This window comes from Agrococcus jenensis (genome assembly GCF_003752465.1).
Lineage (GTDB): Bacteria > Actinomycetota > Actinomycetes > Actinomycetales > Microbacteriaceae > Agrococcus > Agrococcus jenensis.
The window spans coordinates 2603491-2627418 of sequence record NZ_RKHJ01000001.1; the positions used below are offsets into that span (position 1 = coordinate 2603491).

23 protein-coding genes, 1 tRNA gene and 1 other RNA gene are annotated in these 23928 nt (G+C 73.4%); 14 read left to right on the top strand and 11 right to left on the bottom strand.

The genetic code is table 11. The annotated features are described in order from the left end of the window. The first annotated feature begins 31 nt into the window (after positions 1-31). Together panB and EDD26_RS12785 are read left to right on the top strand one after the other, a co-directional pair. Entirely contained in the window at positions 32-952 is a 921-nt protein-coding gene (gene panB, locus EDD26_RS12780; protein WP_123698059.1) for a 3-methyl-2-oxobutanoate hydroxymethyltransferase, read from the top strand. Positions 953-959: 7 nt separating this feature from the next. Then, positions 960-1469 (top strand): DUF1697 domain-containing protein, encoded by a 510-nt coding sequence (locus tag EDD26_RS12785; protein ID WP_170165637.1) that lies wholly within the window; start codon positions 960-962, stop codon positions 1467-1469. 92 nt (positions 1470-1561) lie between these two features. Here EDD26_RS12785 and EDD26_RS12790 read toward each other — a convergent pair whose 3' ends face one another. From EDD26_RS12790 to EDD26_RS12800, 3 genes are all read right to left on the bottom strand, one after another. Next, positions 1562-1777 carry an SPOR domain-containing protein gene (locus tag EDD26_RS12790; protein WP_123698061.1) on the bottom strand — a complete coding sequence of 72 codons (216 nt, stop codon included), beginning with the start codon at positions 1775-1777 and terminating at the stop codon, positions 1562-1564. Between the two features lie 63 nt (positions 1778-1840). Then, on the bottom strand, positions 1841-3706 hold the full coding sequence (locus EDD26_RS12795; protein ID WP_342769313.1) for a glycoside hydrolase family 15 protein: 1866 nt from the start codon (positions 3704-3706) through the stop codon (positions 1841-1843). Next, positions 3703-4596, bottom strand: a complete 894-nt coding sequence (locus EDD26_RS12800; protein WP_123698062.1) for an SDR family oxidoreductase — start codon at positions 4594-4596, stop codon at positions 3703-3705. Before EDD26_RS12800 ends, EDD26_RS12795 begins: the two co-directional genes overlap by 4 nt. A gap of 101 nt (positions 4597-4697) precedes the next feature. On the opposite strand from EDD26_RS12800, the gene map reads away from it, so the two are divergent. The 5 genes from map (at position 4698) to EDD26_RS12825 (ending at position 10375) form a co-directional block, all read left to right on the top strand. Beyond that, positions 4698-5567, top strand: a complete 870-nt coding sequence (gene map, locus EDD26_RS12805; RefSeq protein WP_123698063.1) for a type I methionyl aminopeptidase — start codon at positions 4698-4700, stop codon at positions 5565-5567. A 46-nt stretch (positions 5568-5613) separates the two neighbouring features. Next, positions 5614-6378: a polyphosphate--glucose phosphotransferase gene (gene ppgK / locus EDD26_RS12810; protein WP_123698064.1), complete on the top strand. Its 765-nt coding sequence runs from the start codon at positions 5614-5616 to the stop codon at positions 6376-6378. Between the two features lie 231 nt (positions 6379-6609). Beyond that, positions 6610-7407, top strand: coding sequence for a DeoR/GlpR family DNA-binding transcription regulator (locus EDD26_RS12815; RefSeq protein WP_342769314.1), 798 nt, complete (start codon positions 6610-6612; stop codon positions 7405-7407). Beyond that, a complete protein-coding gene (locus EDD26_RS12820) occupies positions 7404-8402 on the top strand; it encodes a 1-phosphofructokinase family hexose kinase (RefSeq protein ID WP_123698065.1) in 999 nt (332 codons plus the stop codon). The genes EDD26_RS12815 and EDD26_RS12820 overlap by 4 nt, the downstream gene beginning before the upstream one ends. Further along, a complete protein-coding gene (locus EDD26_RS12825; protein WP_123698066.1) occupies positions 8402-10375 on the top strand; it encodes a PTS fructose transporter subunit IIABC in 1974 nt (657 codons plus the stop codon). Before EDD26_RS12820 ends, EDD26_RS12825 begins: the two co-directional genes overlap by 1 nt. A gap of 72 nt (positions 10376-10447) precedes the next feature. Here the strand turns inward: EDD26_RS12825 and rnpB are convergent. The 5 genes from rnpB to EDD26_RS12850 all read right to left on the bottom strand — a co-directional run bounded on the left by rnpB (position 10448) and on the right by EDD26_RS12850 (position 14380). Next, an RNA gene (rnpB, locus tag EDD26_RS12830) (RNase P RNA component class A) lies at positions 10448-10811 on the bottom strand. Positions 10812-10840: 29 nt separating this feature from the next. Next, entirely contained in the window at positions 10841-11938 is a 1098-nt protein-coding gene (locus EDD26_RS12835; protein ID WP_123698067.1) for a hypothetical protein, read from the bottom strand. A gap of 55 nt (positions 11939-11993) precedes the next feature. After that, positions 11994-12734 (bottom strand): zinc ribbon domain-containing protein, encoded by a 741-nt coding sequence (locus tag EDD26_RS12840; protein WP_123698068.1) that lies wholly within the window; start codon positions 12732-12734, stop codon positions 11994-11996. Then, entirely contained in the window at positions 12725-13561 is an 837-nt protein-coding gene (locus EDD26_RS12845) for a Nif3-like dinuclear metal center hexameric protein (protein WP_123698069.1), read from the bottom strand. Before EDD26_RS12845 ends, EDD26_RS12840 begins: the two co-directional genes overlap by 10 nt. Positions 13562-13603: 42 nt before the next feature. After that, positions 13604-14380, bottom strand: coding sequence for an SDR family NAD(P)-dependent oxidoreductase (locus EDD26_RS12850; protein WP_123698596.1), 777 nt, complete (start codon positions 14378-14380; stop codon positions 13604-13606). A gap of 92 nt (positions 14381-14472) precedes the next feature. Between EDD26_RS12850 and EDD26_RS12855 the strand changes: the two genes are divergently transcribed. Continuing rightward, a tRNA-Val gene (locus EDD26_RS12855) sits at positions 14473-14545 on the top strand. A gap of 15 nt (positions 14546-14560) precedes the next feature. Here EDD26_RS12855 and EDD26_RS12860 read toward each other — a convergent pair. Both EDD26_RS12860 and EDD26_RS12865 read right to left on the bottom strand, forming a co-directional pair. Further along, on the bottom strand, positions 14561-14962 hold the full coding sequence (locus tag EDD26_RS12860) for a hypothetical protein (protein ID WP_123698070.1): 402 nt from the start codon (positions 14960-14962) through the stop codon (positions 14561-14563). A gap of 233 nt (positions 14963-15195) precedes the next feature. Beyond that, positions 15196-15663, bottom strand: a complete 468-nt coding sequence (locus EDD26_RS12865; RefSeq protein ID WP_123698071.1) for a peroxiredoxin — start codon at positions 15661-15663, stop codon at positions 15196-15198. A 119-nt stretch (positions 15664-15782) separates the two neighbouring features. On the opposite strand from EDD26_RS12865, the gene aceE reads away from it, so the two are divergent. The 6 genes from aceE to EDD26_RS12895 all read left to right on the top strand — a co-directional run bounded on the left by aceE (position 15783) and on the right by EDD26_RS12895 (position 23256). Further along, positions 15783-18500 carry a pyruvate dehydrogenase (acetyl-transferring), homodimeric type gene (gene aceE / locus EDD26_RS12870; RefSeq protein ID WP_425453450.1) on the top strand — a complete coding sequence of 906 codons (2718 nt, stop codon included), beginning with the start codon at positions 15783-15785 and terminating at the stop codon, positions 18498-18500. A gap of 86 nt (positions 18501-18586) precedes the next feature. After that, positions 18587-19750 carry a PucR family transcriptional regulator gene (locus tag EDD26_RS12875; protein ID WP_123698073.1) on the top strand — a complete coding sequence of 388 codons (1164 nt, stop codon included), beginning with the start codon at positions 18587-18589 and terminating at the stop codon, positions 19748-19750. 5 nt (positions 19751-19755) lie between these two features. Then, on the top strand, positions 19756-20676 hold the full coding sequence (locus tag EDD26_RS12880; RefSeq protein ID WP_123698074.1) for an ACP S-malonyltransferase: 921 nt from the start codon (positions 19756-19758) through the stop codon (positions 20674-20676). 5 nt (positions 20677-20681) lie between these two features. Next, positions 20682-21668, top strand: a complete 987-nt coding sequence (locus tag EDD26_RS12885; protein ID WP_245989906.1) for a beta-ketoacyl-ACP synthase III — start codon at positions 20682-20684, stop codon at positions 21666-21668. Between the two features lie 36 nt (positions 21669-21704). Continuing rightward, positions 21705-21956, top strand: a complete 252-nt coding sequence (locus EDD26_RS12890) for an acyl carrier protein (RefSeq protein WP_123698076.1) — start codon at positions 21705-21707, stop codon at positions 21954-21956. Between the two features lie 64 nt (positions 21957-22020). Beyond that, on the top strand, positions 22021-23256 hold the full coding sequence (locus EDD26_RS12895) for a beta-ketoacyl-[acyl-carrier-protein] synthase family protein (RefSeq protein WP_123698077.1): 1236 nt from the start codon (positions 22021-22023) through the stop codon (positions 23254-23256). A gap of 124 nt (positions 23257-23380) precedes the next feature. Here the strand turns inward: EDD26_RS12895 and EDD26_RS12900 are convergent, their stop codons facing one another. Further along, complete coding sequence (locus EDD26_RS12900) at positions 23381-23908, bottom strand: DUF3145 family protein (protein ID WP_123698078.1); 528 nt, start codon at positions 23906-23908, stop codon at positions 23381-23383. Between the last annotated feature and the right edge of the window lie 20 nt (positions 23909-23928).

Here is a 23928-nt window from a genome sequence, read left to right on the forward strand (position 1 = left end):
CGCGCAGATGCGTGAGGTTAGGCTCGGAGGCATGGCACAGGGTGGTTCACAGCAGCGTGGCTCAGGACAGGACGAGCAGGCCCAGGCGGCGCAGGCGCCGACCGAGGGCGCGCAGGAGACGGCGGCCCCGTACGGCGGCGGCTCCGCGGGGCCCAAGCGCGTGCGCACGCGCCACTTCTCGCAGGCGAAGCGCGACGGCGTCAAGATCGTCGGGCTCACGAGCTACGACTACCTCTCGGCAGGCATCTTCGACCGCGCGGGCATCGACTTCCTGCTCGTCGGCGACTCGGCCGGCAACACCGTCTTCGGCTACGACACGACCCTGCCCGTCACCGTCGAGGAGCTCATTCCCCTCACCCGCGCCGTCGCGCGCGCCGCGAAGCGGGCGCTCGTCATCGCCGACCTGCCGTTCGGCTCGTACGAGACGAACCCGCGCGAAGCCGTGCACACGGCGATCCGCTTCATGAAGGAGACGGGCGCGCACGCGGTCAAGCTCGAGGGCGGCGAGCGCTCGGCCGAGCAGATCCGACGCATCGTCGAGGCCGGCATCCCGGTCATGGCGCACATCGGCTACACGCCGCAGTCGGAGCACGGGCTCGGCGGGCACGTGATCCAGGCGCGCGGCGACGCCGGCGTCGAGCAGCTGCTGCGCGACGCGCGCGCGGTCGAGGACGCGGGCGCCTTCGCGGTCGTGCTCGAGATGGTGCCCTCGGAGTCGGCGCGACAGGTGACCGAGGCGCTCTCGATCCCCACCATCTCGGTCGGCGCCGGCCCGCACTGCGACGGCCAGCTGCTCGTCTGGAGCGACTGGGCCGGCTTCACGAGCGGCCGCATCCCGAAGTTCGTCAAGCAGTACGCGCAGCTCGCCCAGACGCTCGAGGATGCCGCGGTGTCGTTCCGCGAGGACGTCTCCTCTGGCGCCTACCCGGCGCGCGAGCACGAGTACGAGTAGCCACCCCGTGCGCGTCGCCCTGCTGCTCCGCGGCGTCAACGTCGGCGGTGTCACCGTGCGCTCGGCCGACCTCCGCGCGCTGCTCGCGGACGCGGGGCTCGGTGACGTCGCGACCGTGCTGGCGAGCGGCAACGCGGTCGTGACCGCCGGAAGCGCCGCCACGGCGGCGACGACGGCCGAGGCGGCGCTCGAGGCCCGCTACGGGCGTCGGATCCGCGTGCTCGGGATCGAGGTCGACGCGCTGCAGCGGATCGTCGACGCGTATCCGCACGGCGAGGACGACGAGCACACACCGTACGTGGTGTTCGAGCTCGAGCCCGGGATCGCGGAGGAGCTCGCCGCGCTCGACCCCGGCGAGGGCGAGTCGATCGCCGCGGGCGCGGGCGTCGTGCACTGGGCGAACCCGAAGGGCACCACGCTCACGAGCCCGTTCGCGAAGGCGCTCGAGCGCACTGCGAAGGACCGGGTCACGACGCGCAACGTGCGCACGCTCCGCAAGGTCATCGCCGCCGCCTGAGCCATCGTGTGGTGCAGCAGGAGCACAGACGCGTCGACGGGTAGCAGTCCGCGCGAGCGGTAGCCGCGCGCCACTACCTCTCGCGCGGCGCGCTACCCCTCGTCGTCGCGGGGCTTCGCGCCGCTGCCCCACGAGTCGGCGGCCGCCTCCTCCGCCGCCCACTGCTGCGAGCGCTGCTTGATGATCTCCGGTGCGCGCGCTGCCTCCTCGCGCGACGTGAACGGTCCTGCCCGGTCGTAGCCCGGCGAGACCATGCCCTCCTCGACGACACCCGTCTCGAGGTTGTACCAGTACTCAGCGGCGTTCATGGGGCCGAGCGTAGCCACGTCGGCTCCGCGACTCCAGGGAGCCGGATGCGAGGACGCTCGGCGTCAGTCGTCGTCGCCGCGCGCCGAGCGCTCGGCCGCCTGCACCGTGATCGCCGCCTGCGCGAGCGCGAGGTGGCTGAGCGCCTGCGGCAGGTTGCCGAGGAAGGCGCCGGTCTCGGGCTCGAGCATCTCCGAGAGCAGTCCCACGTCGTTCGGCGCCTCGGTCAGCAGCGCCTCCATGCGCTCGCGCGCCTGGTCGACCTGCCCGCACAGCGCGCGGGCGGCGACCATCCAGAACGAGCAGGCGACGAACGACGACTCCTCGCGCTCGGCGCCCGACCAGCGCGCGAGGTGCGGGCCCTGCCCGAGCTCCGCGTCGAGCGCGTCGAGCGTGCGCCGCATCCGGTCGCCGCGGTCGAAGCCGCTGATCGCGTGCAGCAGGATCGAGGCGTCGAGCTCGTCGGTGTCCGGGTGCCAGACGTACGCCCCGCGCTCCTCGGACCAGCAGTGCTCCTCGACCCACGCGCGGATCGCGTCGGCCTCGAAGCGCCAGCGATCCGCATCGCCGGGGATCTGGCCGATGTCGGCGAGGTGCGCCGCCTGCTGCAGGGCGTGCCAGCAGCCGAGCTTCGACGTCGTGTAGTGCCGGTGGTCGGGCAGCTCCCACATGGCGGCGTCGACGCGCCGCCAGCGATCGGCCGCGAGGTCGGCGATCTCGGTCAGCAGCCGGCCGGTGGGCGCGTCGAGCACGTTCCCCGCGTCGACGTACATCGCGACGATGCTGAAGATGTCGCCGTAGACGCCGAGCTGCAGCTGGCCGGCCGCGCGGTTGCCGGTCACGACCGGCTGCGCGCCGCGCCAGCCGTGCACGTCGTGCTCGTCGACGTCGTCGCCCGGCACGCGGCCGTCGAGCCCGTGGAGCACGGCCGTCTCGCTGTGATCCTTGAGGAGCCGCAGCATCCACGTCATCGCGCCGTGCACCTCCTCGCTCACGCCGAGCTGCAGCAGCACGCCGAGCGAGTAGGCGGTGTCGCGGATCCAGGAGTACCGGTAGTCCCAGCCCTTCCGCACGGTCAGCGACTCCGGGAGCGACGTGGTCGCGGCGGCCGTGATCCCACCGGTCGGCGCGTAGATGAGCTGCTTGAGCACGAGCGCGCTGCGGTGCACCGCCTCGGGCCACGGTCCGTCGTAGGCGCACGACTCCGTCCAGCGCCGCCAGGCGTCGATCGTGCGGTCGATGCCCGCGTCCATCGCGGCGGGATCCGGCAGCAGGAGCGGCTCCGAGTCGGTCGCGACGAAGCCGAGCAGGTGCCGCGACCCGGGCGAGGTGCGGAAGCGCGCGACCATGCCGCGCGCGTCGACCTCGACGTCGGCGGCGTGCAGGGTGCGCGGGGCGAGCGTCAGCCCGCCGATCCGCAGCACGGTGCCGTGCACGGTCTCGCTCGCCCACGGCGACGCGGTGCCGAGCATCGTGCCGGGGGCGATCTCGCCGCGCAGCTCGACCTCGCCCTCGACGCCGTCGATGCGGCGGGCGAGCTCGCACCACGGCAGCCGCCCGGCCATGCCGGTGTTGAGCGAGTCGGTGATGCGGACGACGCCGGCATCGGTCGTGAAGGTGGTCTCGAGCACGTTCCCGCCCTCGAGGTAGCGCCGCTCGACCCGGTGGGCGTCGAGCGGCGCGAGCGCGACGCGGCCGCCCCGCTCCGCGTCGAGCAGCGCGGCGAAGGCGGGCATCGCGTCGACCGCCGGCAGCGGCAGCCAGTCGATGCTGCCGTCCCGCGCCACGAGCGCGATCGTGCGGCCGTCGCCGATCGACGCGTACGTGCGCAGGTCGGCGTAGCCGTCGGCGTCGCGCTCGTCGAGCGGCCCCGGGACCGGTGCACCGCCCTGCCAGCGCAGGGCGGTGCCGATCCCGGCCGGCCCGATCACGGCGTGGGCATCCCGCCGTTGACGTGGAGCGTCTCGCCCACGACGTAGCTCGACTCGCCCGAGGCGAGGAACACGAACGCGGGGGCAAGCTCTGCGGGCTGCCCGGCGCGGCCGAGCGGCGTCTGCTGGCCGAACTCCGGCAGCACGTCGGTCGGCTGGCCGCCGGCCGTCTGCAGCGGCGTCCACACCGGTCCGGGCGCGACCACGTTGACGCGGATGCCGCGCGGCGCGAGCTGCTGCGAGAGCGCCTTGCTCATCGTGTTCATCGCGGCCTTCGTCGTCGCGTAGTCGACGAGGTTCTCGGAGGGCTGGTACGCCTGGATCGACGAGGTCGCGATGATCGTCGAGCCGGGCGGCATGTGCGGGACGGCATCCTTCGCGAGCCAGAAGAAGGCGTAGACGTTGGTCTTGAACGTCTCGTCGAACGCCTCGTCGGTGAGGTCCTCCAGGCGGTCGACGTACTGCTGCTTGCCGCCGTTCGAGACCAGGATGTCGAGGCCTCCGAGCCGCTCGACGGTCGTCTGGACGAGCTGCGCGCAGTAGGCGCGGTCGGTGAGGTCGCCGGGGATCGCGACGGCGGTCCTGCCTGCCTCCTCGATGAGCGCGACGATGCGCTGCGCGTCGCTCTCCTCCTCGGGCAGGTACGAGATCGCGACGTCGGCACCCTCGCGGGCGAAGGCGATCGCGGTGGCGGCGCCGATGCCGGAGTCGCCGCCGGTGATGAGGGCCTTGCGCCCCTCGAGGCGGCCGGTGCCGCGGTAGCTCTCCTCGCCGAGGTCGGCGCGGTCGCGCATCCCGGAGTCGAGCCCCGGGCCGTCCTGCGAGACGGGCTTCGTGTCGATGTCGGCGTAGCGGGCGGTCGGGTCGGTGAACGTGTACTGATCAGCCATGCGTCGAGGCTACGGATGTCCCCCATCGGCACCCTGAGCGCGCGTCCAGGGTCGACCCCGCCCGCGAGGGCGCCGAGCGTCGCCCTCCTAGGATGGAGCGCATGCCGAAGGACGCCAGTGGTCACCTCATCCCCGGCCGCATCGGCCCGGAGCGACGGGTCGACCCGGCGATCGCACGGCCCGAGTACGTCGGGCGCCCGGCACCGGCGAAGCACGTCGGCGGCGACGCGTACGACGACGAGACGATCGAGCGCATCCGCCGCGCCGGCACGATCGCGGCCGACGCGATCGCCGCTGTCGGCGCCGCCGCGCAGGCGGGGGTGACGACCGACGAGCTCGACCGGATCGGCCACGAGTACGTCACCGGCCACGGCGCCTACCCCTCGACGCTCGGCTACCGCGGCTACCGCAAGTCGATCTGCTCGAGCGTCAACGAGGTGATCTGCCACGGCATCCCGGACGACACCGAGCTCGAGCCGGGCGACATCGTGAACATCGACATCACCGCCTACCTCGACGGCGTGCACGGCGACTCGAACCGCACGTTCATCGTCGGCGAGGCCACGCCCGAGGTCGCGCAGCTCGTCGAGCGCACCGAGGAGGCGCTGCGGCGCGGCATCCGAGCCGCGATGCCCGGCCGCCGCGTCAACGTCATCGGCCGCGCGATCGAGATGTACGCGAAGCGCTTCGGGTACGGGGTCGTGCGCGACTTCACGGGCCACGGCGTCGGCACGTCGTTCCACTCCGGGCTGATCATCCCTCACTACGACACCGACCGCTACGACACCGAGATCGTGCCCGGCATGGTCTTCACGATCGAGCCGATGCTGACGCTCGGCACGCACGAGTGGGAGGGCTGGGACGACGACTGGACGGTCGTCACGCGCGATCGGTCCATCACCGCGCAGTTCGAGCACACCATCGTGGTGCGCGAGTCCGGCGCCGAGATCCTCACCCTGCCGTCCGCCTGACCGGCTCGCGCGTGGAGGCCCGCTCCACGGCAGGATCCGTGGCAGGATGCGAGCCGTGACCAAGTCGAAGCACCAGGCCGTCGGCGTCGACATCGGCGGGACGGGCGTCAAGGCCGCCCTCGTCGATGTGAGGACGGGCGAGCTCCTCAGCGACCGCGTCAAGCTGCCGACGCCCGAGGGCGGCGAGCCCGACGCGATCCGCGATGCGGTCGTCGAGCTCGTCGAGCGGCTCGAGGCGCCCGAGGGGACGCCGATCGGCGTGACGTTCCCCGCGATCGTGCGCCATGGCCGCACGATGAGCGCCGCGAACGTCTCGAAGGCGTGGATCGGGCTCGAGGCTGAGCGGCTCTTCGAGCAGGCGCTCGGCCGCGACATCCACTTCGTCAACGACGCGGATGCGGCCGGCTTCGCCGAGGACCACTACGGCGCCGCGAAGGACGCGGCCGGCCTCGTCATCATGACGACGCTCGGCACGGGCATCGGCGGGGCGTTCATCTACAACGGCGTCCTCATCCCCAACGCCGAGCTCGGGCACCTCGAGATCGACGGCCACGACGCGGAGTCGCGCGCCTCGAACCGTGCGCGCGAGCGCGAGGAGCTCAGCTGGGAGGCGTGGGCCGAGCGGCTGCAGCGGTACTACACGCACCTCGAGTTCCTCTTCTCCCCCGACCTCTTCGTCGTCGGCGGCGGCGTCTCGAAGTCGTCGGAGCTCTTCCTGCCGCTCCTCACGCTCGACACGCCCATCGTGCCCGCGAAGCTGCGCAACAACGCCGGCATCATCGGCGCCGCGGCGCTCGCCCGCGGCGTCTGACCTCGGGCGGCGCTCGTCGCCGCCCTCCGCCTCGAGCGGCGGTTCCACCGTCGAGCTTCCCTGAACTGCGGGGTTGAGCGGCGCAAACCCGAAGTTCGGGGAAGTTCGGCGTGCCCTGCGGCGCTGCGATGGGCTGACGCGCGCTGAGGCGGGCCGGCCGCGTTCGGCCTTGGATCTGCGTTTGTGTTGGGATCTGTTGCTTTCTCTGCGTTGCGGCGCTACGGTGAAGGCGTGGAAGCACCGATGCTCGCAACCCAGCGCCGTGACCAGATCGCCGCGCGGATCCAGCTCGACGGCCGCGTGCTCGTCGCCGGACTCGCTCGCGAGCTCGGCATCACGCCCGAGACCGTGCGCCGCGACCTCGACGCCCTCGAGCTCGCCGGTGTCGCACGGCGCGTGCACGGCGGGGCCGTCAGCGCCAGCCGATCGAGCCTCGTGGAGACCGCGGTGGCCGAGCGGCAGAGCACGAACACCGACGGCAAGCGCCGCATCGCGAGGCTCGCGTGCGAGCGGCTGCTCGCCTCCGGCGCCACGAGCCTGCTGCTCGACGCCGGCACGACCACCGCAGCCCTCGCTGCCGAGCTCGTCGAGACGTGGCCCGGCGCCGGCGGCCCCAGGCTCGTCGTCGCCACCCACTCCCCCGCGATCGCGCAGCTGCTCGCCGCCCACCCGTCGATCGAGGTGCACGCGATCGGTGGCCGCATCCGCGCCGTCACCGGCGCCGCAGTCGGCGCCCAGACCGTCCTCGCGATCGCGGCGCTCCGGCCCGACGTGGTGGTGCTCGGCACGAACGGGCTCGACGCGTCCGGCGCGACGACCCCCGACCCGGACGAGGCCGCCGTGAAGACCGCGATCGTCTCGGCGGGCCGCCGGGTGGCGGTGCTCGCCGACGCGACGAAGCTCGGCGAGGCCTCGCTGTGCCGGTTCGCGGCGCTCGAGCAGCTCGACGTGCTGCTCACCGACGGAGCCCCGGATGCTGCGCTCGCCGCAGCGCTCGACGACGCGGGCTGCGAGGTGCAGGTCGCATGATCCTCACGCTCACGCTCAACCCCTCCATCGACCGCACCGTCGAGCTCGGCGCCCGGCTCGAGCGCGGTGCCGTGCAGCGCACGAGCGCCGCGGCGTCCGAGGTGGCCGCCGGCAAGGGTGTCAACGTCACGCGCGTGCTCACCGCCGCGGGTGTGCCGTCCCGCGCGATCGTCGTGTCGCGCGAGGACGACCCGTTCGCCGCGCTGCTCGCGGCCGACGGCGTCGACGCCGTGCACGTGCCCGTCGAGGCGCCCGTGCGCACGAACCTCGCGCTCACCGAGCCCGACGGCACGACCACGAAGGTCAACGAGCCGGGCGCCGCCCTCGACGCACGTGCCATCGCAGCGGTGCTGGCCGCCGTGCGCGCGCACGCGGTCGACGCGGACTGGCTCGTCGTCGCCGGCTCGCTGCCGACGGGTGCGGCGCCGAGCCTCGTCGCCGACGTCGTGCTGGCCGCCCGCGAGGCGCGCCCCGGCATCCGCATCGCCGTCGACACATCGGGCGCACCGCTCGCCGCGGCGGTGACCGCGGGCGGCATCGACCTCGTCAAGCCCAACGACGAGGAGCTCGAGGAGCTGCTCGGCCTCGCGCACGGCGCGATCGACGGCCCGGCCGCCGCGGCGACCGCCGCCGCCGCGCTCGTCGGGCGCGGCGTCGGCGCCGTGCTGCTCACCCTCGGCGGCGACGGTGCGATCCTCGCCGACGCCCACGACCTGCTGCGCGCGACCCCGCCGCCCACGACCGTCCGATCGACCGTCGGCGCGGGCGACGCGAGCCTCGCCGGCTGGCTCATCGCCGAGCGCCGCGGCGCTGACGCCGCAGGCCGGCTGCGCCAGGCGGTCGCGCACGGCTCCGCCGCCGCCGCGATGCCGGGCACCGGCTTCCCCACGCCTGCTGACGCCGACGCGACCCGCGTCCGCATCAGCACCCCCACGACCGCGGCATCCGCCGCCGCCACCCCCGCGGCCCCCGCCGCTGACACACAGGAGCACTGATGCCCCAGATCCTCACCCCCGAGCTCGTGGTGCTCGACGCCGACCTCGGCGCCGACAAGGAGGCCGTGATCCGTGCGCTCGCGGCCCGTGCCGCGGGCACCGACCGCGTCGTCGACGGCGACGGCCTCGCCGCCGCCGTGCTCGACCGCGAGGCGCTCACGCCCACCGGCATGGGCGCCGGCATCGCGATCCCCCACTGCAAGTCCGCGGCGGTGCGCGAGCCGAGCCTCGCCTTCGCCCGGCTCCAGCCGCCCGTCGACTTCGGCGCTCCCGACGGCCCCGCCGACCTCGTCTTCATGATCATGGCGCCCGACGGCGCCGCCGAGACGCACCTCGCGGTGCTGTCGCGGCTCGCGGGGTCGCTCATCGATGAGCGGTTCACGGATGCGCTCCGCTCCGCCTCGAGCCCGGCAGAGGTCGTCGCGCTCGTCGAGGACGTCGTCGCCGACCGCGACGAGGCGGACGCCGCGCCGGTCGCCGAGGGCGCCCGCAGCATCGTCGCCGTCACCGCGTGCCCGACCGGCATCGCGCACACCTACATGGCGGCGGATGCGCTCAAGGCCGCCGCCGAGCGCGCCGGCGTGCGCATCGCCGTCGAGACGCAGGGATCCGCAGGCACGAAGCGCCTGGACCCCGCGGTCATCGCGGCCGCGGACGCGGTCGTCTTCGCCGTCGACGTCGACGTGCGCGAGCGGGGCCGCTTCGCCGGCAAGCCGTACGTGCAGGTGCCCGTGAAGCGCGGCATCGACGCCGCCGACGCCCTCATCCAGGAGGCCCTGGGCCACGCCGACGACCCGAACGGGCCGCGCATCGCGGGCAGCGCCTCCGCCGAGGCGACGCCCGCGCCGTCGGCCGGCAACCTCGGCGGCACCGTGAAGCGCGCGCTCCTCACCGGCGTCAGCTACATGATCCCGTTCGTCGCCGGCGGCGGTCTGCTCATCGCGCTCGGCTTCCTGCTCGGCGGCTTCCGCATCACCGAGGTCGCGGGCGACGTCATCATCCAGAACACGCTGTGGAACCTGCCCGACGGCGGACTCGGGCAGTACCTCGGCGCCGTGCTCTTCTCGATCGGCGCGGCCTCGATGGGCTTCCTCGTGCCGGCGCTCGCGGGCTACATCGCCTACGCGATCGCCGACCGACCCGGCATCGCACCCGGCTTCGTCGCGGGTGCCGTCGCGGGCACCATGGACGCCGGCTTCATCGGCGGCCTCGTCGGCGGTCTGCTCGCCGGCCTCGCGGCCTGGTGGATCGGCACCTGGCGGGTGCCGACGTGGCTCCGCGGCCTCATGCCGGTCGTGATCATCCCGCTGCTCGCGTCGATCTTCGCCTCGGGCCTCATGGTGATGCTGCTCGGCGGCCCCATCGCGGCCCTCATGGCGGGCCTCACCGCCTGGCTCAGCTCGCTCACCGGCACGGGTGCCGTGCTGCTCGGCCTGCTGCTCGGCACGATGATGGCCTTCGACCTCGGCGGGCCCATCAACAAGGTCGCGTACGGCTTCGCGGTCGCCGGCCTCGGTGCCGGCTCCCCCGAGAACCCCTCGCCGTGGCTCATCATGGCGGCGGTCATGGCCGCGGGCATGGTGCCGCCGCTCGGCATGGCGCTCGCGAGCACGCTCGACCGCCGGCTCTTCACCCCCGTGGAGCAGGAGAACGGCAAGGCGGCGTGGCTGCTCGGTGCGTCGTTCATCTCGGAGGGCGCGATCCCGTTCGCCGCGACCGACCCGCTGCGCGTCATCCCCGCGGCGATCCTCGGCTCGGCGGCGACCGGCGCGATCTCGATGGCCGCCGGCGTCACGAGCCAGGCGCCGCACGGCGGGTTCTTCGTGTTCTTCGCGATCGGCAACCTGCTGATGTTCACGATCGCGATCGCGGTCGGCACGGTCATCACGGCGCTCGCCGTGATCGCGCTCAAGCGCTGGGCGCGCCGCACGCCGGTGGCGCAGGAGGCCGAGCCCGCGCTCGTCGCCGCCTGACGCACCCGACTGACGCATCCGTCAGGCACAGCGACCCCCGAGGCCTCGTGGCCTCGGGGGTCGTGCTGTGGGCGGACCGGCCGGCCGATACGCCGGGTTCTGTCGTGGACGGTCATCTCTCTACGGGATGCATTGCTGCAGCCCTCTAGCGACCTACCCGCGGATGGGACGAGCAGCCCCGTGATCCGCTGTCTGGTCTTGCTCCGGGCGAGGTTTGCCTAGCCGCCGCGCTCGCACGCGACGCTGGTGGGCTCTTGCCCCACCGTTTCACTCCTGGCCCGCTCGGGCTCTCGCCCAGGCGGGTGGACCTGTTCTCTGTTGCACTTTCTCGCGGGTTGCCCCGGGTGGACGTTATCCACCGCCCTGCTCTGCGGAGCCCGGACGTTCCTCGGCACAGCACCCGGGGGTGCCGCGACGCGACCGCCTAGCCGACCGATCCGCGCCCCCAGGCTATCGCGGCCGCCGCTACGGCGCTGCGGGCGCGAGCGGCTTGCGGTAGTAGGTCGTCGCGTGCAGCGGGCGGCCGCCGAAGCGCGAGAACTGCCGGGCGGAGCCGGGGTTCTGCCGGCCGACCGGCGTCGACCGCAGGGTGCGGCAGCCGAGCTCGGCGAGGTTCGCGTGCAGCCGTCGGCTGAGCAGCGAGACGATGCCCTTGCCCTGCGAGTCCGGGCGCGCGCCCTGGATGACGAGCACCGCCTCCCGTCGCAGCTCGGCCCGCCGCGCCGCGACCGACCACGCCTCCCTCGGCCCCATCCGACCGCCCGAGCGCTGCAGCACGGGCGACGCGTCGAGCACCGCGACGACGAAGGCGAGCGGATGGTCGTCCTCGTCGCGAGCGATGAGGAAGAGGCCCGGCTCGTGCAGCAGCCACAGCCCCGCCGTCTGGGTGCGCAGCTCGCCGCGCGAGAACGGCGTGAAGTACGGCAGCAGCGCGAACGAGTCGTTGAGCAGCGGCAGCAGCGCGCGCAGGCCGCGATCGAGCCCGAAGCGCGTCACCTCGTCGATGCGGATGCCGGCGGCGTCGAGCTCGGCGACGCTCGGGCCGTCCTCATCCACGACGTCGACGATCCAGGTGTCGGCCTCGTACCAGCGGCGCATGCCGCGCGCCTCGAGCACCGCCGGGAGCCACGGCGGGTTCCAGGCGGCGTCGAGGAAGCCGCGCTCGTCGAAGCCCGCGGTGATGACGCCGCCCGACTGGTTCGGCAGCAGCTGCGCCGGTCCGAACAGCTCGTGCGCGCCGGCCGCTGCCGCGCGCCCCTCGACGTCGTCGAGCAGGGCATCGACGACAGCCGGACCCGCGGCCTCGAGGGCGCCGAACACGAGCGCACGGGTGCCGAGGCGCGCGTCGAGCCGGTCATCGCGGTGGACGATGGCGCGACCGACGGGGCGGTCGTCGTCGACCGCGAGCAGCAGCGTGATCGGATGCGGGTGCGGATGCCTCCCGCGGTGCCACGCGCGCACGGTGCGCTCGGGCAGGGGCACCGCCATGCCGCCGTGGGTGTCCTGGCCGAGCCGCACGAAGGCGTCGAGCGCCGCGTCGTCGGCGACCTCCACGACCCGCATCGCGCCACCCCCTCCGCGGCTCCCGCTGGCATGCTACGGCGGCCGGGACTGCGGGCTACAGCCCGCTCTCCTCCGTGCGCACGAGGATCGCCGACGAGTTCGGGTCGAGGATGACCTCGTCGTCGGGCGTCTGGCGGATCTGGTGCAGCTCCGACGCGTTGAGCTCGACGCCCGAGGCGGCCGACGTGCGGTGCTGCAGCAGCGTCGCGCCGATGCCGTAGCGCTCGCGCTGGCGGTCGTAGAGGGCGAGCAGGTCCGCGGGCACGGCGACCGTGCGGTCGGCGCGCTCGGCGCGCGCCTCGGCGAGCTCGCGCTCGAGACCGGCAGCGACCTCGGCGCGCTCGGCCGCGAGCCGGTCGCGCTCCGCGCGCGCCTCGCCGGCCTCGGCGCGGGCAGCGGCGAGCGCGGCCGCCGCGTCCTCCTGCGCCTGCATCGCTTCGAGCTCGAGGTCCTCGAGCGTCGAGCGTCGCCGCTCGAGCGTCGCGATCTCGTGCTCCGTCGCGGTCGCGGTCTTCGCATCCTTCACGACCTGCAGCCGCTCCTGGTCGCGCTTCAGCCGCGCCTCGACGAGCTGCACGTCGCTCTCGATGCGCGCGACCTCCGCGGTCGCGTCGTCGTGCGCACCCAGCCGGTCGAGCACGGCGCGGTCGAGTCGCGCGAGCAGCGCGTCGAGCTCGTCGATCCGCTTCGTCTGCGGCAGCGCCTTCGCCTTCGCCTGCAGCCGCACGATGCGGGTGTCCACGTCCTGCAGCGCCAACAGCCGCCGCTGATCGCCGTTCGTCGCCTTCAGTGCCATGCGTGCTCCTCCTGCGGGACCGCGAAGTCCCATGGGTCCGTCCTGATGTCGCTCACGAGCACCTCGACGCCCGGCAGCGCCGCGCGCAGCTGCTCGGCCGCGGGCCGCAGCCACAGCGACTCGCTCGCCCAGTGCGACACGTCGACGAGCGCGGGGCCCTCGCCCGCGCCGTGGCGCTCGCGCGCATCCGATGCCGGGTGGTGCCGGAGGTCGCTCGTGATGTAGACGTCGGCGCCCGCGACGGCGCGCTCGCGCAGCAGCGAGTCGCCGGCGCCGCCGCAGATGGCGATGCGCTGCACGTGCTGGGCGGGGTCGCCCACGGCGCGCAGGCCGCCGGCGACGGCCGGCAGCAGGCCCGCGAGCGTGCGGACGAGCTCGCCGAGCGCGATGGGCTGCGGCAGGTCGCCGACGCGGCCGAGCCCGAGCGACGCGTCGACGCGGTTGACGACGATGGGTGCGAGGCCGGTGAGGCCGAGCATCGTCGCGAGCTCGCCGCTCGTGCCGCGGTCGACGGCGTCGGCGTTCGTGTGCGCGGCGAGCAGCGCGACGCGCTCTCGCACGAGCCGGGTGATGACCCGGCCCGCGGGGGTGGTCGCGGCGACGCTCGTCGCGCCGCGCAGCAGCAGCGGGTGGTGCACGAGCAGCAGGTCGGCGCCGCGGGCGACGGCCTCTGCGGCGGTCGCGTCGACCGCGTCGACGGCGAGCAGCACGCGCGACACGGCATCGGCCGGGTCGCCGGCGATGAGCCCGACCGCGTCCCAGTCCTCGGCGGTCGCAGCCGGCCAGAGCGACTCGACCGCGCGCTGGACCTCGGCGACGCTCGTCATGGGCCCCATCCTACGGACGCGCGCCCGGCGTGCCCGCCGCGGTCAGCGGGGCGGCATCCGCAGCGCGCCGTCCATGCGGATGGTCTCGCCGTTGAGGTAGTCGTGCTCGACCACCGCGACGACGAGCTGCGCGAACTCGTCCGGCCGCGCGAGCCGGGCGGGGAACGGCACGGTCGCCTCGAGCGCGTCGCGCACCTCGGTGCCGATGCCGGCCATCATCGGGGTGTCGACGACCCCTGGCGCGACGGTCATCACGCGGATGCCGTGCCGGGCCAGGTCGCGCGCGGCCGGGAGCGTCATCGCGGCGACCGCGCCCTTCGAGGCGCTGTACGCGGCCTGCCCGATCTGCCCGTCGAACGCGGCGACGGATGCGGTCTGCACGACGATGCCGCGCTGGCCGTCCCGGCCGTCGAGCGGCTCCGTCTCGGCGATCCGCGCAGCCGCGAGTCGCAGCACCTGGAAGGTGCCGAAGAGGTTGACGGCGATCGTGCGCTCGAACGCGGCCTGGTCGTGCGGGCCGTCGCGGCCGATGAGCCGCTTGCCGGTCGCGATCCCGGCGCACGAGACGGCGATGCGGAGCGGGCCGAGCGCCGATGCCTCGTCGACCGCGCGCTGCACGTCGGCCTCCACCGTCACGTCGCCCGGCACGAGGCGGATGCCGTCCTGCGGCCCGTCCTGGGTCGACTGCGCGCGCTCGATCGCGGCGGGCAGGTCGAGCCCGACCACGAGCGCGCCGCGAGCGGCGAGGGCGGCGGCGGTCGCGGCGCCCAGTCCGGACGCGGCGCCCGTCACGAGCGCGGCAGCACCACGGATCTCCACATCGACCTCCTCGTCGCGCGCCGATCGGCGCTCGGCCACGCTACCGCCCGCGCCAGCAGCACCCGCTCGCACGGGATGGCAGGATGGCCGTCGGGCGGTTGGCGCAGCTGGTAGCGCACTTCGCTTACACCGAAGGGGTCGCCGGTTCGAGCCCGGCACCGCCCACGACGCGGCCCGCGGTCACCGCAGCCAGCTGCCGCTCGCCCACAGCGCCGCCGCGGTCGTGACCGCCGCCGCGACCGTCACGCCCAGGTGCACGGCGAACGCGGGGGCGCGGCGACGTGGGCGCTGCAGCCTCGTGCCGAGCAGCGCGATGAGCGCAGCGACCGCCAGCAGCACGAGCGCGAGCACGCCGAAGGCCACGAGGTCCGGGCCGCTGCAGTCGGTCGAGTCGGCGGCGCAGGCGGCGAAGGGCCCACCGCGACCGGACGCGTCGTAGCGGCCGAGCGCGAGCCCAAGCAGCGCCCAGATCGGAGACAGCAGCACGGTCGACCCGACCGAGAGGGCCGCGGTGATCGCGATCGCCGCCCAGGGGCGGTGCGATCGGCCGAACCGCCGCTCGACCGCGCTCCGCTGCTCCATCCGAACACCGTAGCCGTTCGGCCGTCCACACCACGGGGGGCCCGAGCGCGCGAGTGTCGACCTGCTGGGCAGGTGTCGCGACACTGCAGCGACAACCCGACACTCCGTGCTCGCCACAGCGGACCCGGACGCGCGAGTGTCGACGTGCTGCTCGAGTGTCGCGACACTGCCGCGACGACCCGACACTCTGCGCCGACACCGGGCGCCGCCGGGCTCGGGCGCTCGGCGCGCCGTCAGGCGACGCCGGCGAGCGCCTCGCGGTAGGCGTCCATGTCGCGCGACGCCGACGGGCTCACGCGGAAGTGCGCCGCGATCCTGCCCTCGCGGTCGATGACGTAGGTCGCGCGGGTCGCCGTGCCGCGCTCCGGCAGGAACGCGTCGTAGGCCTGCGCCACCCCGCCGTGCGGCCAGAAGTCGCTCAGCAGCCGGAACGACAGCCCCTCCTGCTCGGCGAAGACGCGCAGCGATGCGGCGGTGTCGACCGAGATCGCCAGCACCTCGGCGTCCGCGTCCTCGAACGCCGCGAGCTCGTCGCGGATCGCGCACAGCTCTCCGGTGCAGCGGCCGGTGAACGCCGCGGGGTAGAAGACGAGCACGACCGGGTGCCCGCGCAGGGCCGACAGCGTGACCGCCTCGCCGGTGTGGTCGGTGAGGGTGAAGTCGGGCGCCTCGGCCCCGATCTCGAGCGCATCCTGAGCCATGCATCCCATCGTGCCAGAGCCGACGGCGGCACTGCGATGGATGCACGCCGCGGTCGATAGGGTGGATGCTCGGGCGTGCGCACCCAGGCCGCCGCGAGATATCGACGTCAGGAGCATCGGTGCTGAACGACCAGGACCCCTACTCGGGCCACACGGACGACGTGGACCCCAGCGAGACCGCTGAGTGGCAGGAGTCGCTGTCGCAGCTCGTCGCGGCCAATGGCCACGAGCGCGGCCGCGAGATCATGCTCAGCCTGCTCAAGCGCTCCAAGGAGCTGCACCTGGGCGTGCCGATGGTGCCCACGACCGACTACATCAACACGATCGCGCCCGAGAACGAGCCGGAGTTCCCCGGCGACGAGGCGATCGAGCGCACGTACCGCCGCTGGATCCGCTGGAATGCGGCGATCATGGTGCACCGCGCGCAGGCGCCCGGCATCGGCGTCGGCGGCCACATCTCGACCTACGCGTCGTCGGCGGCCCTCTACGAAGTCGGGCTCAACCACTTCTTCCGCGGCCAGGACCACCCGGGCGGCGGCGACCAGATCTTCTACCAGGGCCACGCCTCCCCCGGCATGTACGCCCGCGCCTTCCTCGAGGGCCGCCTGAGCGAGACGCAGATGGACGCGTTCCGCCAGGAGAAGTCGAAGGCCCCGAACGGCATCCCCTCGTACCCGCACCCGCGGATGATGCCCGACTTCTGGCAGTTCCCGACCGTCTCGATGGGCCTCGGCCCGATCGACGCCATCTACCAGGCGCAGGCGAACCGCTACCTCGCGAACCGCGGCATCAAGGACGTCGCCGACTCGCAGGTGTGGGCGTTCCTCGGCGACGGCGAGATGGACGAGGTCGAGTCGCGCGGTGCGCTGCAGCTCGCCGCGAACGACGGCCTCGACAACCTGAACTTCGTCATCAACGCCAACCTGCAGCGCCTCGACGGCCCGGTGCGTGGCAACGGCAAGATCATCCAGGAGCTCGAGTCGTTCTTCCGCGGCGCGGGCTGGAACGTCATCAAGGTCGTCTGGGGCCGCGAGTGGGACTCGCTGCTCGAGAACGACCACGAGGGCGCGCTCCGCAACCTCATGAACGTCACGCCCGACGGCGACTACCAGACCTACAAGGCGGAGTCGGGCCTGTTCGTGCGCGAGCACTTCTTCGGCCGCGACCCGCGCACGCTCGAGATGGTCAAGCACATGACCGACGACGAGATCTGGAGCATGAAGCGCGGCGGCCACGACTACCGCAAGGTGTATGCCGCCTACAAGGCAGCCGCCGAGCACAAGGGCCAGCCGACCGTCATCATCGCGAAGACGATCAAGGGCTACGGCCTGGGCAAGTCCTTCGAGGCGCGCAACGCGACGCACCAGATGAAGAAGCTGACGATCGACGACCTGAAGACGTTCCGCGACTACCTGCAGCTCGACATCTCGGACAAGCAGCTCGACGCCGACCCGTACAACCCGCCGTACTTCAACCCGGGCGGCGACTCGCCTGAGATCCAGTACATGCTCGAGCGCCGCCGCGAGCTGGGCGGCTTCACGCCCGAGCGCCGCTCGAAGCACACGATCATCCCGCTGCCCGAGGCGAAGACCTACGACCTGCCCAAGAAGGGCTCGGGCAAGCAGCAGGTCGCCACCACGATGGCGTTCGTCCGCCTGCTCAAGGACCTGCTCCGCGACAAGGGCTGGGGCGAGCGGATCGTGCCGATCATCCCCGACGAGGCGCGCACCTTCGGCATCGACGCGTTCTTCCCGACGGCGAAGATCTACAACCCGCACGGCCAGAACTACACGTCGGTCGACCGCGACCTGCTGCTGAAGTACCGCGAGGCGCCCGACGGGCAGATCGTGCACGTCGGCATCAACGAGGCCGGCGCGATGGCGGCGTTCATCGCCGCCGGGTCGTCGTACTCGACGCACGGCGAGCCGCTCGTGCCGATCTACGTCTTCTACTCGATGTTCGGCTTCCAGCGCACGGGCGACTCCATCTGGGCGGCCGCCGACCAGATGACGCGCGGCTTCCTCATCGGCGCCACCGCCGGCCGCACGACGCTCGCGGGCGAGGGCACGCAGCACGCCGACGGCCACTCGCCGCTCATCGCGTCGACGAACCCCGCTGTGCTCGCGTACGACCCGGCATACGGCTACGAGATCGCGCACCTGACCCAGATGGGTCTCGAGCGGATGTACGGCGACAGCCCCGAGGACATCATCATGTACCTCACCGTCTACAACGAGCCCTACGTGCAGCCGGTCGAGCCCGAGGACGTCGACGTCGAGGGCATCCGCCGCGGCATCCACCGCGTCTCGGTGAGCGACCACCACCCGATCAAGGTGCAGCTGCTGGGCTCCGGCGTGGCGCTGCCGTGGCTCCACCACGCGCAGGAGCTGCTCGGCAGCGACTGGGGCGTCTCGGCCGACATCTGGTCGGTCACGTCGTGGAGCGAGCTGCGGCGCGACGGCCTCGCGGCCGACGAGCACAACTGGATGCACCCGCAGGACCACGCGAAGGTGCCGTACGTCACCCAGCGCCTGTCGGAGGCGGAGGGCCCGTTCATCGCGACGAGCGACTACATGCGCGCCGTGCCCGACCAGATCCGCGAGTGGGTGCCCGGTGACTACGCGACGCTCGGCGCCGACGGCTTCGGCTTCGCCGACACCCGTGCCGCTGCCCGTCGCTTCTTCACGATCGACAGCCACTCGGTGGTCGTCCGTGCCCTCGAGGCGCTCGCGAAGCAGGGCAAGGTGCCGCTCGGCATGGTCATGCAGGCGATCGACAAGTACAGCCTCCACGACGTGAACGCCGGCCAGTCGGGCAACGCCGGCGGCGAGTCCTAGGGCCGGCGCTGTCCGCCGAGGCGGAGCTCAAGGCGCAGCAGCTCGCGTGGCTGCGGCGCACCTCGGGCGACCTCGCGACGCAGGTGATGCGGGCGCTCGACGACCGGCTGCCCTGGTACCGCACGATGCCGCCGTCGCGGCGGAGCGCGGTGGGGCTCGTCGCGCAGTCCGGCATCACCTCGTTCATCGCGTGGCACGAGGATCCTGAGGCGCAGCCCTGGATCGCCGCCGACGTCTTCGCGGCGGCGCCCAGGGAGCTGCTGCGCAGCGTGAGCCTGCAGCAGACGCTGCAGCTCATCCGCACGGTGGTGTCGGTCTTCGAGGAGCGGATCGGCGACGCCGACCCCGTGATGCGCGAGCCGATCCTGCGGTACTCCCGCGAGATCGCCTTCGCGGCCGCCGACGTCTACGCCCGCGCTGCCGAGTCGCGCGGCCTGTGGGACGCGCGGCTCGAGGCGCTCGTCGTCGACTCGATCCTCACCGGCGAGCACGACGACGAGCTGCCGAGCCGCTCCGCGGCGCTCGGCTGGCACGGCCGCGGCGAGTGCGCGGTGCTCGTCGGCACCGCGCCGCGCGTGCTCGACGTCGACGTGATCCGCCGTCGTGCCCGGCATGCCGGATGCGACGTGCTCGTCGGCGTGCAGGGCACCCGGCTGGTCGTGGTGATCGGCCGCGCAGCCGCCGAGAGCGAGGACGCCGCCGAGGAGCCCATCGCGTTCCTCGCGATCGCGGGCGAGCTCTCCGAGGCGTTCGGCGAGGGCCACCTCGTGCTGGGCCCGGTGGTGCCGAGCATCGTCGAGGCGGCGCGGAGCGCGAAGGCGGCACTCGCGGGCTTCGCCGTCGCCGACGCGTGGCGGCGCACGCCGCGGCCCGTGCGCGCCGACGACCTGCTGCCGGAGCGGGCGCTCGCGGGCGACCCCCTCGCCCGCCAGGAGCTCGTGCGCGGCGTCTATCAGCCGCTCCGCGACCACTCGAGCGACCTCCTCGCGACGCTCGCCTGCTACCTCGACACGGGCCGCTCGCTCGAGGCGACCGCCCGCGAGCTCTTCGTGCACCCGAACACCGTGCGGTACCGCCTCAAGCGCATCAGCGAGATCATCGGCTGGGACGCGACCGGTGCGCGCGAGGCGCTCGCGCTCCACACCGCGATCATCCTCGGCTCGATCCACGACGCGTCGCGCGAGCGCACGCAGCGCGGCGCCGCCTCGACCCGGCATGCAAGCCGGGGCAGGTCCCCAGTGGAAGGATGAACGACGTGATCGTGATCGTCGCCCCCGGACAGGGCTCGCAGAAGCCAGGCTTCCTCGCTCCGTGGCTCGATCTGCCGGGCGTGCCCGAGCGGCTCGGCGCACTCGGCGAGGCCGCAGGCATCGACCTCGTCGAGCACGGCACGGTGAGCGACGCCGACACCATCCGCGACACCCTCGTGGCGCAGCCGCTCATCGTCGCGGCGGGCATCCTCGCCCTCGACGCGCTCGGCGACCGCGCCCGGCTCGCCGGCGGCGTCGCCGGCCACTCCGTCGGCGAGATCACCGCCGCGGTCGCCGCCGGCGTGCTCAGCGCGGAGGACGCCATGGCGCTCGTCGGCGAGCGCGCCCGCGCGATGGCGGATGCCGCCGCCACGACCCCGACCGGCATGGCCGCCGTGCTCGGCGCCGACGAGGGAGCCCTCGAGGGCCGGCTCGCCGAGCTCGGGCTCGAGCCCGCGAACTACAACGGCGGCGGCCAGATCGTCGTCGCCGGCGCCGTCGACGCGCTCGCCGCGCTCGCCGAGGCGCCGCCCGAGCGTGCGCGGGTCATCCCGCTGCAGACGGCCGGGGCGTTCCACACCGGCTACATGGCACCCGCCGTCGAGCGCTTCCGCGCCGCGGCCGCCGCGACCGCGACGAGCGACCCGACCACGACGCTCTGGACGAACCGGGACGGCAGCGCCGTCGCATCCGGTGCCGACTTCCTCGAGCTGATCGTCGGGCAGGTCTCGAGCCCCGTGCGCTGGGATCGCTGCATGGCGGCGTTCCAGGATGCGGGCGTGACGGGCATCATCGAGCTCGCGCCCGCGGGCGCCCTCATCGGGCTCGCGAAGCGCGGGCTGCGCGGCGTGCCGTCCGTCGGCATCACCACCCCTGACGACCTGGACGCAGCCGTGGCGCTGCTGGAGAGCGGAGCCGCAGCATGACCAGGATGACGAGCCTCCCCACCCGCGCCGGCGCGCGCATCCTCGCCGTGGGAGCCGCCCGCGGCGACCTCGTGGTGCCGAACGAGGACCTCATCGGCCCCATCGACTCGTCGGACGAGTGGATCCGCCAGCGCACGGGCATCATCAGCCGCGTGCGCGCGTCCGAGGGCATCGAGGCCGTCGACCTCGCCGAGACCGCGTCGCGCGAGGCGCTCGAGCGCGCAGGGCTCGACGCCTCCCGCATCGACGCCGTCGTCGTCTCGACCATCAGCAACACCGTGCAGACGCCGTCGATGGCCGCGCTGCTCACCGAGCGGCTCGGCGCGACGCCCGCGCCGGCGTTCGACATCTCGGCGGCGTGCGCCGGCTACGCCTACGGCGTCGCGCAGGCCGACGCGCTCGTGCGCAGCGGCATGGCCGAGCACGTGCTCGTGGTGGGCGTCGAGAAGCTCTCCGAGATCGTCGACCCGACCGATCGCTCGATCAGCTTCCTGCTGGGCGACGGCGCCGGCGCCGTCGTCATCGGCCCGTCCCACGAGCCGGGCATCAGCCCCTCCGTCTGGGGGTCCGACGGCTCGCAGTGGGACACCATCCGCATGACGAACCCGCTGGGCTCGATGCGCGAGGGCGCCGCCTGGCCGACGCTACGGCAGGACGGCCAGAAGGTCTTCCGCTGGGCCGTCTGGGAGATGGCGAAGAAGGCGCGCGAGGCGCTCGACGCCGCCGGCGTCGAGCCCGGCGACCTCGCCGCGTTCATCCCCCACCAGGCGAACATGCGCATCATCGACGAGTTCGCGAAGCAGCTGCAGCTGCCCGACTCGGTCGCGATCGCGCGCGACATCGCCACGACCGGCAACACCTCGGCGGCCTCGATCCCGCTCGCGATGCACCGCCTGCTCGAGGAGCAGCCGGAGCTCTCGGGCGGTCTCGCGCTGCAGATCGGCTTCGGCGCGGGCCTCGTGTACGGCGCCCAGGTCGTCGTCCTCCCCTAGACTTCAACCCGTCCACCAGACAGAAGGAGACACCCGATGGCATTCACCAAGGACGAGGTCCTGGCAGGGCTCGCCGACCTCGTGAACGACGAGACCGGCATCGCGACCGAGAACGTGCAGATGGAGAAGTCGTTCACCGACGACCTCGACATCGACTCGATCTCGATGATGACGATCGTCGTGAACGCCGAGGAGAAGTTCGACGTCAAGATCCCCGATGACGAGGTCAAGAACCTCAAGACCGTGCAGGACGCGGTCGACTACATCACCGGCGCGCAGGCGGCCTGAGCCTTCGCTGCGACACGCGTGCGGCCGGGCGACCGGCCGCACGCGCCATCTACGGAGGAACCCCATGACGCACAAGATCGTCATCACCGGCATCGGCGCGACGTCGCCGCTGGGCGGCACCGCGCGCGCCAGCTGGGATGCGCTGCTCGCCGGCGAGTCCGGCTCGAGCACGCTCGAGCACGACTGGGTCGCGAAGTACGAGCTGCCCGTCACCTTCGCCGCGCAGGCGAAGGTGCGCCCCGACACGGTGCTGGAGCGCCCGATCGCGAAGCGCCTCGACCCGTCGAGCCAGTTCGCGCTCGTCGCGGCCAAGGAGGCGTGGGCCGACGCCGGCTCCCCCGAGCTCGACCCTGAGCGCCTCGGCGTCGACTTCGCCACCGGCATCGGCGGCCTCTGGACGCTGCTCGACGCGTGGGACACGCTGCGCGAGAAGGGCCCGCGCCGCGTCATGCCGATGACGGTGCCCATGCTCATGCCGAACGCGCCCTCCGCCGCGATCTCGATGCACTTCGAGGCGCGCGCCTACGCCCAGACCGTCGCCTCCGCGTGCGCGTCGAGCACCGAGGCGCTCGTGCACGCGTACGCGCACCTGCAGGAGGGCCTAGCCGACGTGGTCATCGCGGGCGGCAGCGAGTCGGCGATCCACCCGATGACGCTCGCCGCGTTCGCCTCGATGCAGGCGCTCTCGCGCCGCAACGACGACCCGGCGACGGCATCCCGCCCCTACGACATCACTCGCGACGGCTTCGTCATGGGCGAGGGCGCGGCCGCGCTCGTGCTCGAGACCGAGGAGCACGCGCTCGCGCGCGGTGCCCGCATCTACGCCGAGCTCGCGGGCGGCGGCGTGACCGCCGACTCGTACCACATCACGGCGCCCGAGCCCGAGGGCCTCGGCGCCAGCCGTGCGGTGGGCCTCGCGCTCTCGGCTGCAGGCGCGACCGCCGACGACGTCACGCACATCAACGCGCACGCGACCTCCACCCCGGTCGGCGACGTGGCCGAGGTGCGCGCGATGCACCGCATCTTCGGCGAGCGCATCCGCGACATCCCGGTCTCGGCGACGAAGGCGGCGCACGGGCACCTCCTCGGCGGCACCGGCGCGCTCGAGGCCGTGTTCACCACGCTCGCGCTCAACGAGCGCGTCGCTCCCCCGACGATCAACGTCACCGAGCAGGACCCCGAGGCGCCGCTGCGCATCTCGGGCACGCCGATGCCGCTCGGCGACGAGCCGCAGCTGGCGATCTCGAACTCGTTCGGCTTCGGCGGCCACAACGCCGTGATCGCGATCCGCTCGGTCTGACCGACGCAACGCCGAGGGCCCCGCTGTACGCAGCGGGGCCCTCAGCCGTTCGTGGGCGCGTCAGCCGACGCGGTGGTCAGCCGACACGGTCGTCAGCCGACGCGATCGTCAGCCGACGCGATCGTCAGCCGACACGGTGCAGCCAGATGACGGGCGACGCGTCGGAGGCGTGGCGGTAGGTCTCGAGCTCGCGGTCCCACGCGCCGCCGAGGGCGTCGTCGAGCTCGGCGAGCAGCGCCTTCGGGTCGGTGCCCGCGGCCTCCATGGCGCTGCGGATGCGGTCCTCCGGCACGACGATGGAGCCGGCGGCATCGATGCGCCGGGCGGTGATGCCGAGCTCCGGCGTGTGCATCCAACGCATGCCGTCGCTGCCCGGCGTCGGGTCCTCCGACACCTCGAAGCGCACGTCGCGCCAGCCGGCGAGAGCGCTCGCGATCGCTGCGCCGGTGCCGGCCGCGCCGGTCCAGTGCACCTCGGTGCGCTCGAGTCCGGGCGCAGCGGGTTGCGCCTGCCAGACGAAGCGGAGCGCGTCGCCGACGGCATGACCGACGGCCCACTCCAGGTGGGTGCGCATGGCGCGCGGGGACGCGTGGATCCAGACGACCCCCGTCGTGGATGCGGGACGTCGTCTGAGCGTGTTCGCGGCAGTCATCGTCTCTCCCTCGTTCGATG

What these genes read in the sequence shown, in the direction of transcription:
- EDD26_RS12885 (WP_245989906.1), top strand. Translation starts at nt 20,682, where the DNA reads ATGACGAGCCTCCCCACCCGCGCCGGCGCGCGCATCCTCGCCGTGGGA.
- ppgK (WP_123698064.1), top strand. Translation starts at nt 5,614, where the DNA reads ATGCGAGCCGTGACCAAGTCGAAGCACCAGGCCGTCGGCGTCGACATC.
- EDD26_RS12895 (WP_123698077.1), top strand. Translation starts at nt 22,021, where the DNA reads ATGACGCACAAGATCGTCATCACCGGCATCGGCGCGACGTCGCCGCTG.
- panB (WP_123698059.1), top strand. Translation starts at nt 32, where the DNA reads ATGGCACAGGGTGGTTCACAGCAGCGTGGCTCAGGACAGGACGAGCAG.
- EDD26_RS12825 (WP_123698066.1), top strand. Translation starts at nt 8,402, where the DNA reads ATGCCCCAGATCCTCACCCCCGAGCTCGTGGTGCTCGACGCCGACCTC.
- EDD26_RS12790 (WP_123698061.1), bottom strand. Translation starts at nt 1,777, where the DNA reads ATGAACGCCGCTGAGTACTGGTACAACCTCGAGACGGGTGTCGTCGAG.
- EDD26_RS12865 (WP_123698071.1), bottom strand. Translation starts at nt 15,663, where the DNA reads ATGGCTCAGGATGCGCTCGAGATCGGGGCCGAGGCGCCCGACTTCACC.
- EDD26_RS12845 (WP_123698069.1), bottom strand. Translation starts at nt 13,561, where the DNA reads ATGACGAGCGTCGCCGAGGTCCAGCGCGCGGTCGAGTCGCTCTGGCCG.
- EDD26_RS12835 (WP_123698067.1), bottom strand. Translation starts at nt 11,938, where the DNA reads ATGCGGGTCGTGGAGGTCGCCGACGACGCGGCGCTCGACGCCTTCGTG.
- EDD26_RS12890 (WP_123698076.1), top strand. Translation starts at nt 21,705, where the DNA reads ATGGCATTCACCAAGGACGAGGTCCTGGCAGGGCTCGCCGACCTCGTG.
- EDD26_RS12900 (WP_123698078.1), bottom strand. Translation starts at nt 23,908, where the DNA reads ATGACTGCCGCGAACACGCTCAGACGACGTCCCGCATCCACGACGGGG.
- EDD26_RS12800 (WP_123698062.1), bottom strand. Translation starts at nt 4,596, where the DNA reads ATGGCTGATCAGTACACGTTCACCGACCCGACCGCCCGCTACGCCGAC.
- EDD26_RS12820 (WP_123698065.1), top strand. Translation starts at nt 7,404, where the DNA reads ATGATCCTCACGCTCACGCTCAACCCCTCCATCGACCGCACCGTCGAG.
- EDD26_RS12875 (WP_123698073.1), top strand. Translation starts at nt 18,587, where the DNA reads ATGCGGGCGCTCGACGACCGGCTGCCCTGGTACCGCACGATGCCGCCG.
- EDD26_RS12840 (WP_123698068.1), bottom strand. Translation starts at nt 12,734, where the DNA reads ATGGCACTGAAGGCGACGAACGGCGATCAGCGGCGGCTGTTGGCGCTG.
- EDD26_RS12860 (WP_123698070.1), bottom strand. Translation starts at nt 14,962, where the DNA reads ATGGAGCAGCGGAGCGCGGTCGAGCGGCGGTTCGGCCGATCGCACCGC.
- map (WP_123698063.1), top strand. Translation starts at nt 4,698, where the DNA reads ATGCCGAAGGACGCCAGTGGTCACCTCATCCCCGGCCGCATCGGCCCG.